A 13,780-nucleotide genomic window follows, 5' to 3' on the forward strand; every position below is an offset into this window, starting at 1 on the left:
GGATTTCTGATCGCCGGTCATTTTAGCGTGAGAGCCATCACAATCAGGGTCCGCTATGACCGGCCGAATCTGCAGAAGCGAATCATCATGAACAAGCTGTCCTCGTGGCCGACCGCAGTGTGCTGGCTCATCGTCCTGCTCGAGGGCTACGACCTGGTCGTGCTCGGCGCCGTCATTCCCACTCTCATCGAGCATCACCACATCGGATTCACCGCGGCCGGTACGACTTTCGTCGCGACGATCGCGCTGGTCGCCGTCGCGATCGGCGCGGCGGGCGAGCCGCTGGCCGACCGGTACGAGCGCCGCAGGGTCCTCGCTTCGATCGCCTTGTCGGTAGAACCCGCCACTCTCCACACTTCGAAGAGGCTCGCACTATGAGGAATACACGCACACAGGTCGCCATTGTCGGCGCGGGTCCGGCGGGTCTGCTGCTGTCACATCTGTTGCACTGCTGCGGAATCGACTCGGTCGTCATCGATATCCGCACACACGAACAGATCGCGACCACCATTCGCGCGGGCATCCTCGAGGCGGGTTCGGTGCGCATGCTGGTCGATTCGGGCGTCTCCGATCGCGTACTCACCGAAGGCGACCGGCACGACGGCGTGGTGTTGCGCTTCGACGGAGACAACCATCGGATCGATTTCCGGGAACTGGTCGGCGAGTCGGTATGGCTGTATCCGCAGACCGAGGTGTTCATCGACCTCGCCGACCGCCGCAAGACCGATGGTGGTGATGTCCGCTATGGGGTCCGGGATACCGAGGTCCGCATCGATCCTGCGGTGGTGACGTTCACCGAGGCGGATGGCCGCCCGGCACGAGTGAAGGCCGAACTGATCGTGGGGGCAGACGGTTCACGTTCGATCTGCCGTCACGCCTATCCGGATGGCCTGCGCACCGAATGGTTTCGCGAATATCCCTTCGCCTGGTTCGGCTTCCTCACCGAGGCGCCGCAATCACATCCTGAGCTGATCTACGCGCGCTCGGACCACGGCTTCGCCCTGGTCAGCCAGCGCACATCGACGATGCAGCGCATGTATTTCCAATGCCCGCCCAGCGAGCGACCCGAAGACTGGGATGACGAGCGGATCTGGGCCGAGATGCGCCGCCGCGTCAACGGCAATGGTTTCACCCTGCAAGAGGGCCCGATCAGCGCAAAGACGGTGCTGCCGTTCCGCTCGTTCGTCACCGCGCCGATGCGCCACGGCAAACTCCTGCTGGCAGGCGATGCCGCCCACACCGTTCCGCCGACTGGCGCGAAAGGTTTGAATCTCGCACTCGCGGACGTACGCGTGCTGCACGAAGTCCTCGTCGCCTACTTCGCCGGGGGTGGTGAGGAATCCTTGCGGCACTACACCGAGCGCGCACTCGACCGAGTGTGGAAGGCACAGCACTTCTCCTACTGGGCGACCACCCTGCTGCACTCGGCCGAGGGGGCATCCCCGTTCGATCTCGAGCGCCAACACGGGGAACTCGCGATGCTCACCGGATCCCAACGCGGCGCGGCATACTTCGCTGAGGCGTACACCGGAAGCTGGGACCCTTCCTAGACACACCTGGAGGCATCGCGTGACCCGTCAGCCCACCATGGACGACAAATTCTCCTTCGGCCTGTGGACGGTCGGTTGGACGGGTACCGACCCGTTCGGTCTGCCGACCCGACCGACCCTCGCACCGGGGGAGTACGCCGAACGCCTGGCCGAACTCGGCGTCTGGGGAATCACCTTCCACGACAACGACCTATTCCCGTTCGATGCCGACGACGCCACCAAGGAGCGCAACCTCGCACGCCTCAAAGACACAACCGATCGCTGCGGTCTCACCATCGAGATGGTCACGACCAACACCTTTACCCATCCGGTTTTCAAGGACGGCGGGCTGACTGCCAACGACCGCTCGATCCGCCGCTTCGGTCTGCGCAAAATCCTGCGCGCGGTGGATCTGGCCGCACAGGTCGGCGCCACCACCTTCGTGATGTGGGGTGGGCGCGAGGGCAGCGAATACGACGGATCCAAGGACATCTTCGCCGCGTTCGAACGCTACAAGGAGGGGCTCGATACGGTCGCCGGATATATCAAGTCACAGGGCTACGACCTGCGAATCGCATTGGAGCCCAAGCCCAATGAGCCGCGTGGCGATATCTTCCTGCCCACCGTCGGCCACGCACTTGCCCTCATCGCCGAATTGGAGCACGGCGATATCGTCGGCCTCAACCCGGAAACCGGCCATGAACAGATGGCCAACCTCAACTACACGCACGCCCTCGGCCAGGCCTTGTGGAGCGGCAAGCTGTTCCATATCGACCTCAACGGCCAACGCGGTCTCAAATACGACCAAGACCTGGTCTTCGGACACGGCGATCTGATCTCCGCATTCTTCACCGTCGATCTGCTGGAAAACGGCTTCCCGGGCTATCCGAACGGCCCGCGCTACACCGGACCACGGCATTTCGACTACAAGCCCTCGCGCACCGAGTACCTCACCGGCGTATGGGAATCGGCCAAGGCCTGTATGGCGACCTATTTGATGCTGGCGGACAAGGCACGAGCCTTCCGCGCCGATTCCCGCGTACAGGACGCAATGGCCTACTCCGGCGTCCTCGACCTGGCGCAATCCACCCTTGACGACGGCGAGTCGATCGAGGCATTCCTGCGTGCGGACGACGGTTTCGACCCGGATAAGGCCGCCGAACGAGACTTCGGTTTCGTCCGACTGCAACAACTCGCACTCGAGTACTTGATCGGCTGAGACCCCCCCCCCACGCCATCATCCCCGCCGAGAAGGCTTTTGCGGCGCTAAACCCGAGAGCCCCCTCCACCAGCACATTCTCGTGGGATTTTCCTGAAGATGAACCGAAGGCCCCGAGCTCGCCACCGCGGGTTCGGGCCTGTCCGCGGTACCTGAATGCGCCGAAAGTAGTTCGCAGAATGGCCGTTGCTTATTCCGCAAAACGCGCGATCACCCGACGTCGCGACGCAGCCAGGTCACCTCCGCACCCGATTCGGTGCCATAGCGATAGACCTCGAGATCTTCGTCCCACGCGGTGCCGAGTGCGCGGTCGAGTTCGGTAGCCAGGTCATAGCCGGTGTAGTTGCCGAGTTCCCGGTTGGCCTGCAGCATTGCGCGCAGACGCATTTCGCCGATGGTGACATCGCCGTTGGCGGAGGTGGAACCGTGCCAGAGGCCGAGGGTCGGGACGAAGCTGTAGCGCTCACCGTCGACGCCGTCGCTGGGGTCCTCTGTGACCTCGAAGCGCAGCACCGGCCAAGACCGCAAGGATTGGGCAATTCGCGATGCGGTGCCGACCGGACCGATCCAGTCGGTGGTCGCACGCAGCTGACCATCAGCGGGTTGCGCGGTCCAACGCAATTTCGCGGGTGAGCCGAGGGCCGAGGTGAGTGCCCATTCGATATGTGGGCACAGCGCAGCCGGCGATGAGTGGATATAGACCACACCCGCCGTCGCGTCGGCGAACTGACTCGATGCGCGCACCACTGACACCTCCAGCTTCGACGAGAAACGTCTTCCCCAACGATCCGTCGTACTGGCGTTGCCCGAGTGTACTGGAGTGCCCCGAGTTACACATGTTACTTCGGAGGCGTGTCCGACCTGTTACTTCGCGACCGAGTTCCGAGCCAGGATCACCTCGGCGATCACCGCATCGGAAAAGATGGGCCAAGCCTCCCGTGCCCAGTCGCCGAAATTCTCGTCGCTCAAAGCGATACTCGCCACCCCTAATTCGGGATCGACCCAGAGAAATGTGCCGGACTGCCCGAAATGGCCATAGGTACCTGCGGAATTCGATCCGCCGGTCCAGTGCGGTGATTTCCCGTCGCGAATCTCGAATCCGAGTCCCCAGTCGTTGGGACGCTGCGATCCGTAACCCGGCAGCACACCGTTGAGTCCGGGAAACGCGACCGTGACCGCCTCGGCGTGGGTCGGCGGCGAAAGCAGCTGGGGATCGAGCAGTTCCGCACCGAAGCGCACCAGATCCGTCACGGTGGACCGGCCCGCATGTCCGGCCGGACCCGCCAGCACCGACGCCGTCATGCCGAGTGGCTCGAATACGGCTTCGCGCAAGTACTCCGGGAACGCGATCCCCGTCTGTTCCGCGACGAAGGCCGCGAGGATTTCGAATCCGGCACTGGAGTAAATGCGTCGCGTACCGGGCGCGGCGATCACCTCGGTGGTATCGAAGGCGATGCCGGAAGTGTGCGCGAGCAGATGCCGGACGGTAGCTCCCGGCGGCCCGGCGGGCTGATCGAGTTCGATCGCGCCCTCCTCCATCGCGACGAGCACCGCGTAGGCGACCAGCGGCTTGGTCACCGAGGCGAGTGGAAATACGCGCTCGGTGTCACCCGACGTCCGCGCCCTGTCCCGGGTGACGACACCCACCGCCGCATGTCGAACCGGCCAGTCCTTGATCTGCTCGAATGCACGCACGAACTGAGCGTACGAGACGCCCGATCCCGGCGTGTCCGCACCGTCCGCACGGAAATGTCGGTACCGCCGGTACCATCAACCGATCATGAGCGCACCCACCATCCACGGCGATGTGGCGGCCGGTTTCGGCCCCGTTGCCGACGCCTTCCGCCGCAATTTCGTCCAGCACGGCGAAATCGGCGCTGCCGTGGCCGTTTACGCTGGCGATCGTCCGGTCGTCGACCTGTGGGCCGGTCATCGTGACCGCCGCCGGACGCTGCCGTGGGAACGCGACACGATCGTGCCGGTCTTCTCCTCCACCAAGGGCATGGCCGCGTTCGTCGTCGCCACGATGGTGTCGAAGGGACTGCTGGACTACGAAGTGCCGGTCGCGAAGTACTGGCCGGAGTTCGCCGCGCAGGGCAAGGGCGCGGTGACGGTGCGTCAGCTGATCGACCATCAGGCCGGATTGTCCGGCCTCGATACCGTGGTGCGTCTGCGGCAGATCGCCGACCTCGACGGTCTCGCAACGATTCTCGCGGCGCAGCGGCCCGCGTGGCGGCCGGGCACACGGCACGGCTACCACGCCATCACCCTCGGCCTGTACCAAGGCGAACTCGTGCGCCGCGCCGATCCGCAACACCGCACACTCGGCCAGATCTTCGCCGAGGAGATCGCGAAACCGCTGGACTCGGACTTCTTCATCGGCCTACCCGCCGAACAGAGCATGGACCGGATCGCCACCTTGGCGGCAACCGAGGGCATGGACATCCTGCGCTACGAGCGCGATATTCCGATGCGCATCGGCGCGGAGATCTTCGCCAAACGCGGACTTTCCCATGCGGCACTGACCAATCCACGCATCGGCGCACCGGCGCGGGCGAGCAGGCGCGAGCTGCTCGAGTTGGAGATGCCGGGCTCCAATGGCGTCGGCAATGCCAGGTCACTGGCCAAAACGTACGGCGCGGCGGCGGGTCGAACGGGCGCGCTGCCGATCGACGACACGGTGCTCGATCGGCTCGCCGCCACCGCCGCCGACGATGTGCCCGCCGACGATCTGGTGCTGCACACCAAATCCCGCTACCACCTGGGCTTCCGCAAATCCCGCGGCTCGTTCCGCTTCGGCTCGGATCAACGCGCCTACGGCACCACAGGCCTAGGCGGCTCCTTCGGCTTCGCCGACCCCGCAACCGGCCTAGGCTTCGGCTACTCGATGAACCGCCTTGGCCTCGCCGTCCTCGACGACATCCGCAGCCGCAACCTCCGCACGGCCCTGCTTCGCTGCACCCGCTGATGCCGCGCACGTCTTGGTTCGCCACGCACCGATTCACCGGGCAAATTCATGCGCGGCACGCGAATTCGTGCGCGGCACCCCAGCTCAATGTCCGCAGCCGCAGCCGGGGGCGTTGAAATCGTCGCTCGGCGAGTCGGTTCGTGTGGGCTGAGCCTGGATCGCTACCGAACTCGCCGAGCGGTGACCCGGCGGTTTACCAGTCGGCCTCGGTGTACTTGATGATGCCGCGGATGTTTTTGCCGTCGAGCATGTCCTGGTAGCCCTCGTTGATTTGTTCGAGGGAGTATTGGCGGGTCACCATATCGTCGAGGTTCAGTTGGCCGGACTTGTACAGAGACAGTAGGTGGGGGGCGTCCTGGCGGGCGTTGCCGCCGCCGAAGATGCAGCCTTTGACGGTCTTCTGCAGCATGGACAGCAGGAAGCTGTTCAGCTTGACGTCGTTCTCGTCCATGCGGCCCATGGAGGTGACGACCAGGGTGCCCGCCTTGGCGGTGAGGATGAGGCCCTCTTCGATGTATTCGCCGTGCATCTCGCCCATGGTCAGGATGACCTTCTGCGCCATCCGGCCCTCGGTGGCCTCCATCAGCGGCATGATGGCGGCGGCCATGCTCTCGTAGGTGTGGGTCGCGCCGAACTTCTGCGCCTGCTCGCGCTTCCATGGATTCGGGTCGATGGCAACGACTTTGGACGCGCCGGAGAGCACCGCACCCTGCAGCGCGCTCATGCCGACGCCGCCGATGCCCGCGATCACCACGGTCTCACCCGGAGCGACCTCGGCGACGTGGGTGGCGGAGCCGAAGCCGGTGGGGACGCCGCAGCCGACGAGGCAGGCGACCTCGAACGGAATACTCGGGTCGATCTTGACCACCGAGGTGTGGTGCACCGTCATATACGGCGAAAAAGTGCCGAGCAGGCACATCGGGATGACATTCTCACCACGCGCCTGGATGCGGTAAGTGCCGTCGCTGATGGCCTGCCCCATCAGCAGGCCCGCACCCAGATCGCACAGCGCCATATTGCCGCTCACGCAGGCCGGACAGCGACCGCAGGCCGGGATGAACGACAGGATCACGTGGTCGCCGACCTGCAGATCGGCGGGGCAGTTCGGCCCGAGCTTGGTGATCACGCCGGCGCCCTCGTGGCCGCCCATGACCGGGAATGCGGGCATCGGCGTCGCGCCGGTCACGATGTGGTGGTCCGAGTGGCACATACCGGCGGTTTCCATCCGGATTTGCACCTCACCGGATACCGGATCGCCGACCTCGATCTCCTCGACCGACCACGGCTGGTCGGTCCCCCACAGGATCGCGCCTTTCGTCTTCATTCGTGTCGACCTCTCGCATGCACGGGCTTCTATGTGACTGCACCCACACTACGAGAAAACTGGAACGCGTTCTAGTACCGGATCGAAAATTCGTCGACACGGATTGACAGAAACCCCGAACGAGTTCCAGTTCAACCTGCCTGACAACCCGACACCGAGTGATACTGCCCGACTTCAGCCGCGCACGTCGTGCACATGATGGATTACGTCGTGCAGGAAGTAGACGGCCAAGGATTCGAGCGTGAAAACCGAGCCGTCGCTGCGTCTGGCATGGTTGCCGAGTGCGGCTTCGGGGACCGATTCGAAGGCGCGCGCGACGACCTCGGCCGCCTCGGTCAGCTCCGCGGCGACCTTGCGCGGATCCTGCTTGTCGTATTGGTCGACGACAGCGGTGAGGTCCTGATCCCAGTTGGAGAACACCGGGACATCGTCCGCGGACTCGATGCCGTTCGCGTCGAACCCGGGAACCTTCGGATCCACCGCATCGGTGCGAGCCGCGATCGCCGCGCGGTAGCTGAAGATTCGGCAGACGTCGCGCACGTGGGCGGCATACTCGAGCGCCGACCAAGTGGCTTCGTCCGGCCGCACGGCCGCGTCGGAACGCTCTAGCGTGGCCGCCAGACGGCCCGCGTATTCGCGGGCCAGATCGGGCACCGCCGCGTAGGTGATCGGCTCCGGGTCGAATCCGCATTCGGGACAGGAGCGTTCGAGGACCCAGGTCCAGTTCTTGACGTCGGGAACGATCGGCATGCGCCTACCCTAGATTGGCTGAATATCCTCAGCGATAGATATTCAGCCAGCTATCGGCAAGATCCCGACAGGCGTTCACTCCGTCAACCGACGCGCCCTTTCGAAGAGCTCGAGCGTGATGGCATGCAGGAAGTCACCGACCTGCTTGGGCGCTTTCCCCGCGAATGCGCGAGCATGCGTGCCCTCCAGCACAATTCCCAGCTTGAAACAGGCGAGCACGGTGTACCAGGTGACATTGCTCAGGTCGCGACCGGAGAACGTGCCGTAATGCCCGACCATCTCCTCCGGCGTCGGCAGACCCCCGACGGCGCCGAGCTTGCCGATCAGCGCCGCCCCCGTTGTGCCCGGCTCCGGACGAGTCGCGATCTGCCAACCGAGGTCGAGCAGCGGGTCGCCGATGGTCGACATCTCCCAGTCCACCATCGCAGCAACGTCCGGGCCGTCGTAGGAGAACATCATGTTGGCCAGGTGGCAGTCGCCGTGCAGGATGCCGGGCGTCCACTGCGCGGGCCGATTCCGATCCAGCCACTCCCCAACCTGCCGCACGCCAGGAATCTCCGGGCCCGGATACCCCGCATTGGCCGAATAGGACTCGAGTTCGCCGAGCCAGCGCGGCACCTGACGCTCCAGGAAGCCGTCCGGTTTGCCGTAGTCCTGCAGGCCGAGCGCCTGATAGTCGAGCGAGCCGAGACGGGCGATGGCCTCCACCGCCGACAGGCCCATCTGCCGCCGGATCTCCGGATCGCCCGCGTGCAGCAGCGGCAGTTCATTCTGCGGATTGAAGCCGGTAATGGGCTCCATCAGGTAGAACACCGCGCCGAGAACGGATTCGTCCGGGCAGGCGGCGATCACCTTCGGCGCGCGCACACCGGTTCCGTCGAGCGCGCCGAGCAACCGGGCCTCGCGCCGGATGACGTCATTGCTCTTGGCGCGCAGATGTTTCGGACCGCGACGCAGCACGTAGTCGCGACCCCCGCGTGCGAAGCGCAGCATGATGTTCTGCGTGCCGCCGCCGAGCGTGGTCACATCCTCGAACTCACCGGCAGGCAGGCCCTGCTCGTCCATCCATTTACCGACGACGGCGAAGTCGACGATCTCGCGGTCCACCTCTGACATGTTCCACATTGTGCACCACGCGCCGAACCCAACTGAAGGCGCGTGACAACAGTTTATGCCGACCGGCGCGGCGTAGGGTTCGTGGCACGATGCGCACGCTCTTGATCGACAATTACGACTCGTTCACCTACAACCTGTATCAGCTGATCAGCGAGGTGAACGGGGAAGAACCGACGGTCGTGCGCAATGACGAGGTCGACGATATCGCCCGGCTGCGACTGGAACGCTTCGACAACGTCGTCATCTCCCCCGGACCAGGTCGCCCGGATGTCGGTCGGGATATCGGCATTTCGGCCGCGGTGATTCGCAAGACCGAACTGCCGCTGCTCGGTGTCTGTCTCGGACATCAGGCCATCGTCGCCGCGGCGGGCGGCATCGTGCGGACCGCGCCCACCGCGCGGCACGGCTATCTCGATCACATCGAGCACGACGGCGACGAACTGTTCGCCGGGCTGCCCGAGGGTTTCACCGCGGTGCGATACCACTCGCTGTGCGCGCAGCGGCCGTTACCGGACAGTCTCGAGATCACCGCCGTCGCGGCCGATGGTGTGATCATGGGCGTGCGGCACCGAAGCAGACCGCAGTGGGGGGTGCAGTTCCATCCCGAATCGATCGCCAGCGAGTACGGTGCGGCATTGCTCGGCAATTTCGCGAAACTTACTGCGGGCCAGCGGATTAGATCAAGCATTATCGCGCCGTTCGAGAATGCCGAGCCACTCACGGGTAGACACGAGTTCCGCGAATCCCGGCGCTCCTGGCAACTGCGGCATGCCGTGATCGAGCGGGCGATCGATACCGAGGCAGCGTTCCTGCGGCTATATGGCAACTCCCCCACCGCATTCTGGCTCGACAGCGAACATGTCGAACCGGGACTGGATCGGTTCTCCTTTCTCGGCGATGCCAGCGGGCCGCTGGCCGAGGTGATCCGCTACCGGGTCGGTGAGAACAAGGTGACGGTCGAATCCTCGGACGGGAATCGGCGGACCGTACCCGGCGGAATTCTCGACTATCTCGCCGGACAGCTACACCTGAGACATACCGAACTACCCGATCTGCCTTTCGATTTCGCGTGTGGATACGTCGGATACCTGGGCTATGAGGTGAAGGCCGATTGCGGCGCGAATGCCACGCATCGGGCCTCGACGCCGGACGCGCAGTGGATCTTCGCCGACCGGATCGTGGTCGTGGACCATGTCGGTGGTCGCACCCATCTGCTCGCACTCACCGATCCAACGCCGGAAGCCCTTCGGGCCGGCGCGGATTGGTTGCGCGATACCCGCGAGATCCTGGAATCCCTGCCAACGTGGGCCAATCCGCCGACACTCGAGGTGCGCTCCGATACCGCCGCCGTCGCACCGCTGTTCGCCCGCGGGCGGGAGCGGTATCTCGCCGATATCGCGGTGTGCCAGGAGCGGCTACATGCGGGCGAGTCCTACGAAATCTGCATTACCGACACCGCGTCCATGGCGGCCGGCGAATCGGACGGGCTCGACTTCTATCGCACGCTGCGGCGCTGCAATCCCGCGCCGTACGCGGCGTATCTGCGCTTCGACGATCTCGAAATCGCCTGCTCCTCACCGGAACGCTTCCTCAAGGTGGACCGCGCCCGCACCGTGGAGAGCAAGCCGATCAAGGGCACCGCGCCGCGCGGGGACACGGCCGCCGAGGACGAGCGGCTGCGGCGCGAATTGGCCGACAGTCCGAAGACCAGGGCCGAGAATCTGATGATCGTCGACCTGTTGCGCAATGACCTGGGTCGGGTCTGCCAGGTCGGCAGCGTGCACGTGCCGAAATTGATGGCCACCGAGACGTATTCGACCATGCATCAACTGGTTTCCACAGTGCGCGGCACACTGCGTCCGAACGTCGACGTGATCGATTGTCTGCGTGCGTGTTTCCCTGGCGGCTCGATGACCGGGGCGCCCAAATTGCGCACCATGGAGATCATCGACGAACTGGAAACCGAAGCGCGCGGTATCTATTCGGGCACCATCGGCTTCCTCGGCCTGGCGGGCACCGCCGACCTCAATATCGTCATCCGCACCGCGGTCCGCCACGACGGGCACTGGCGCATCGGCGCGGGCGGCGCGATCGTCCTGGACTCCGACCCCGCCGACGAATACCACGAAACCCTGCTCAAGGCCGCCGCCACCCACCGCGCCGCACCCCACTGAGCACCCGTCATGGCTGCCCGCACGGGGTGCCGCTATTTGCGTCGGCGGCGTTTCGGCGGTTCGGGTGGCGGCGGCGGTTCGGCTGATTTGCCGGTGAACCGGCCGAGGAGGGAGACGCCAGGGAGTTTGGCGAGGGCCGTGAAGAGGTCTTCGCCGAGGCCGATCATTGCCTCCAGGCGGGGCAATAGTCGGTCGTAGGCGGCGAAGGCCGGATCCGCCAACGACAGCGTGCGGTCCAGGCGGTCGATGGTGGAGTTGAGCCGGTCGATGGCGATCGAGAGCCTCTCGATCAGATCCGGTAGCTGCGCCGCCAGCTGAGCCGAAGCGGGTGGCAGGCGCACCGCCGCATCGAAGGCCTGGCCAGCCGTGAGTTGTGCGGCATCCAATACTTGACTCGCCGCCGACTGTGCCGCCTCCACCGCCGACTGCGCGGCCGCCAGAACATCGCCGGGACTCGGCACTCGCCCACCCGGCACCTTCGGAGTCGAGGCCTTGCGGCCGCCTCCCTTCGGGGTAGTCATCCCTCCACTCTGCCGCACCCTTGGCGCACTGGGCCGGATATCCCCGACCGATCGGTTTGTGTCGTGTCGACGGGCACTCGCTCGCATCGCCGAAGGTATGGACCGCCGAATTCGGCGTGTCGGTGGTTCGTGGCATAGTTCGAGCACGATGAAACTGAGTAAAGGGGCCAATGCGGCGGTGCCGACTTCCCTTCTTGCCGTGATTATTTCATGGCGGTCGGGGCACGCGGTGGATGCGCACGCGCTGTTGCTGGCGGAGGCCGGGACCGTGCGCAGCGATCGGGATCTGGTGTTCTTCAATGCACCCCGACATATGTCGCAGGCGGTAACGCTCGATCAGGAACCGGCACCCGGAACGGCTCGACTGAGCGTGTCGTTACCGCGCACCGAATCGGATGTGGCGCGGATTGTCGTCGCCGGATCGATCGACGACGGCACCTTCGGCGATATCGCGGATCTGACCCTCACCATCGAGGCCGCGCACGGGCCGATCGCCCAATTCGAGATCACCGATCCCGATGCGGTCTCCGCGATGATGTTCGGCGAGTTCTACCGCCGCGACGGCCAGTGGCGCTTCCGCGCGATCGGCCAGGGTTGGGACAGCGGACTCCCCGGCCTGGTCACCGAATTCGGCGTCACCATCGACGGCCCCGCTGAACCGACACCCGATCACTCGCGCGCGGACCGGATACCCGCTTACCCAGTGCAGCAACGTGTTTCGACTGGCACGGCGTTGACCGGCTCACCTGGTCCTAACCAGCTCGACACTGCGCCGTGGGACCAGGAGGGCACCCACCTAGCCCCCACTGGACAGCATGATCGGCCCGATGAAGGACCGGCCCGACCACGCACGCTCGGCGCGAACCGCGCAGATCAGGCTCGGCGCCACAGCGCCGCCACAGGGCCCCGCGACCGAGCCGCCCATCGCCCGGACCCGACGGACGAACGGCCTGCTCGGCCGCGGCCCAGCAGGCCAGTGGACCTTCAGCGCCAGCGGCACGAGGTGGAACCGCCCATACCAGCACCGCCGAATCCCGAACGCGCCGACTGGCATGCGGACCCCGAGAACCCCGCGCGCATGCGTTGGTGGGATGGGGCCGAATGGACCAGTGCCACATTCGAGCAGCTACGGCCTGGTCCGCGCAGTTGTCAACGGTGCGGAAACCCCCGGCGCCGCAAGCTGTTCGGTGGGCTCGCGCCGTGCCAGAGCTGCGACCACGAGATCGAGGAATTCCTCACCCACTGGCATACCCAGGCCTGGCGGGCGCTGACCGCGGCCGGGCCGCGCGGTGCGGAGTGGGATGCGCTGTGGGCGTCGTTGCGGTATCAGCGAATCGACGAGGGTCTGGGACGGGCGGCGCTACGGGATGTGGCACTGACTTACGTCGAGCGGCTGGTCGCCTTCGCCTTCGCGGATGGCGAGATCGAGCAGCGCGAGTTCGAGGCGTTCGAGTACGCGATCGAGGAATTGGCGCTCAGCGGACCTCTGGTCGAGGATCTGCGCAGGCGGATGTATCGCGGGCGCACGCTGTCGCGGTTGCGCGGCGGTGATCTGCCGGTGGTGCGAACGCCGGGCCTGCATCTGGATCCGGAGGAGAAGGTGCATGTCGATCTGCCCGCCGTGCACGTCCGCCAGCTCGCGAAGGGACCGAAACTCACCGACGGCAGACTGATCGCCAGTAATAAGAAACTGAGGTTCGTCGGTACCGATACCGGCACCGAATTGCCTTGGAACCGGGTGGTTTCGGTGCATGTCGAGCAGCGTTGGGTGGTCGTCGCGGCGACCTCGTCCCGTGGTGGGGCCACCTTCGATGTCGAGGATCCGGATTACGTCGCGGCCGCCCTGGAAGGGGCGCTTCGGGTCGCCAAACGCCTGGTCCTCACCCCTGGCCAGCGCGACACACGCAGCATCCCACAGGAGGTCAAGGCCGAGGTGTGGCAACGCGACGGCGGCAAGTGCGTCGAATGCGGCGATGGCCACTACTTGGAATTCGATCACATCATTCCGCTGAGTCGCGGTGGTGCGACCAGTGCGACCAATCTGCAGATTCTCTGTCGCGCCTGCAACCGCGCAAAGGGGGCGCGGATCTGATCCGGATACCGCACGCCATCGCGCACCGGAACACCGATGTGGCGAACAATGCATATGTGATGAAGCACGTTGAGCGCTCCGGCGTGT

At 65.2% G+C, this 13,780-nt stretch carries 12 protein-coding genes; 6 read left to right on the forward strand and 6 right to left on the reverse strand.

Going from position 1 to position 13,780, the window contains the following annotated elements; all coding sequences use genetic code 11:
• The first annotated feature begins 27 nt into the window (after positions 1–27).
• Genes ACIBG0_RS15110 through xylA form a run of 3 tightly spaced genes read left to right on the forward strand, consistent with a single transcriptional unit; the run spans position 28 to position 2,748 of the window.
• Positions 28–378 carry a hypothetical protein gene (locus ACIBG0_RS15110; RefSeq protein WP_397032782.1) on the forward strand — a complete coding sequence of 117 codons (351 nt, stop codon included), beginning with the start codon at positions 28–30 and terminating at the stop codon, positions 376–378.
• On the forward strand, positions 375–1,550 hold the full coding sequence (locus ACIBG0_RS15115; protein WP_397032784.1) for a 4-hydroxybenzoate 3-monooxygenase: 1,176 nt from the start codon (positions 375–377) through the stop codon (positions 1,548–1,550). The genes ACIBG0_RS15110 and ACIBG0_RS15115 overlap by 4 nt, the downstream gene beginning before the upstream one ends.
• A 19-nt stretch (positions 1,551–1,569) precedes the next feature.
• Entirely contained in the window at positions 1,570–2,748 is a 1,179-nt protein-coding gene (gene xylA, locus ACIBG0_RS15120; protein ID WP_397032786.1) for a xylose isomerase, read from the forward strand.
• Positions 2,749–2,958: 210 nt separating this feature from the next.
• Here xylA and ACIBG0_RS15125 read toward each other — a convergent pair whose 3' ends face one another.
• The gene (locus tag ACIBG0_RS15125; protein ID WP_397032788.1) at positions 2,959–3,492 is read right to left on the reverse strand and encodes a DUF3145 domain-containing protein; all 534 of its coding nucleotides are present in this window, start codon (positions 3,490–3,492) and stop codon (positions 2,959–2,961) included.
• A 120-nt stretch (positions 3,493–3,612) separates the two neighbouring features.
• Entirely contained in the window at positions 3,613–4,443 is an 831-nt protein-coding gene (locus ACIBG0_RS15130; RefSeq protein ID WP_397032790.1) for a serine hydrolase domain-containing protein, read from the reverse strand.
• A gap of 85 nt (positions 4,444–4,528) precedes the next feature.
• Between ACIBG0_RS15130 and ACIBG0_RS15135 the strand changes: the two genes are divergently transcribed.
• Entirely contained in the window at positions 4,529–5,716 is a 1,188-nt protein-coding gene (locus ACIBG0_RS15135) for a serine hydrolase domain-containing protein (protein WP_397032792.1), read from the forward strand.
• A 193-nt stretch (positions 5,717–5,909) separates the two neighbouring features.
• Here ACIBG0_RS15135 and ACIBG0_RS15140 read toward each other — a convergent pair whose 3' ends face one another.
• From ACIBG0_RS15140 to ACIBG0_RS15150, 3 genes are all read right to left on the reverse strand, one after another.
• Positions 5,910–7,040, reverse strand: a complete 1,131-nt coding sequence (locus ACIBG0_RS15140; protein WP_397032793.1) for an NDMA-dependent alcohol dehydrogenase — start codon at positions 7,038–7,040, stop codon at positions 5,910–5,912.
• A 174-nt stretch (positions 7,041–7,214) separates the two neighbouring features.
• Positions 7,215–7,790 carry a DinB family protein gene (locus tag ACIBG0_RS15145; RefSeq protein ID WP_397032794.1) on the reverse strand — a complete coding sequence of 192 codons (576 nt, stop codon included), beginning with the start codon at positions 7,788–7,790 and terminating at the stop codon, positions 7,215–7,217.
• 75 nt (positions 7,791–7,865) lie between these two features.
• Positions 7,866–8,915, reverse strand: a complete 1,050-nt coding sequence (locus tag ACIBG0_RS15150) for a phosphotransferase family protein (RefSeq protein ID WP_397032796.1) — start codon at positions 8,913–8,915, stop codon at positions 7,866–7,868.
• Positions 8,916–8,995: 80 nt separating this feature from the next.
• Here ACIBG0_RS15150 and pabB point away from each other — a divergent pair, with 80 nt between their 5' ends.
• Positions 8,996–11,080, forward strand: a complete 2,085-nt coding sequence (pabB, locus tag ACIBG0_RS15155) for an aminodeoxychorismate synthase component I (RefSeq protein ID WP_397032798.1) — start codon at positions 8,996–8,998, stop codon at positions 11,078–11,080.
• Between the two features lie 32 nt (positions 11,081–11,112).
• On the opposite strand, the gene ACIBG0_RS15160 is transcribed toward pabB, so the two are convergent.
• Positions 11,113–11,601 carry a hypothetical protein gene (locus tag ACIBG0_RS15160; RefSeq protein WP_397032799.1) on the reverse strand — a complete coding sequence of 163 codons (489 nt, stop codon included), beginning with the start codon at positions 11,599–11,601 and terminating at the stop codon, positions 11,113–11,115.
• A 148-nt stretch (positions 11,602–11,749) separates the two neighbouring features.
• Between ACIBG0_RS15160 and ACIBG0_RS15165 the strand changes: the two genes are divergently transcribed.
• On the forward strand, positions 11,750–13,693 hold the full coding sequence (locus ACIBG0_RS15165; protein ID WP_397032801.1) for a TerD family protein: 1,944 nt from the start codon (positions 11,750–11,752) through the stop codon (positions 13,691–13,693).
• Positions 13,694–13,780: the final 87 nt, after the last annotated feature.

This window comes from Nocardia sp. NPDC050630, assembly GCF_044457245.1.
Classification (GTDB): domain Bacteria; phylum Actinomycetota; class Actinomycetes; order Mycobacteriales; family Mycobacteriaceae; genus Nocardia.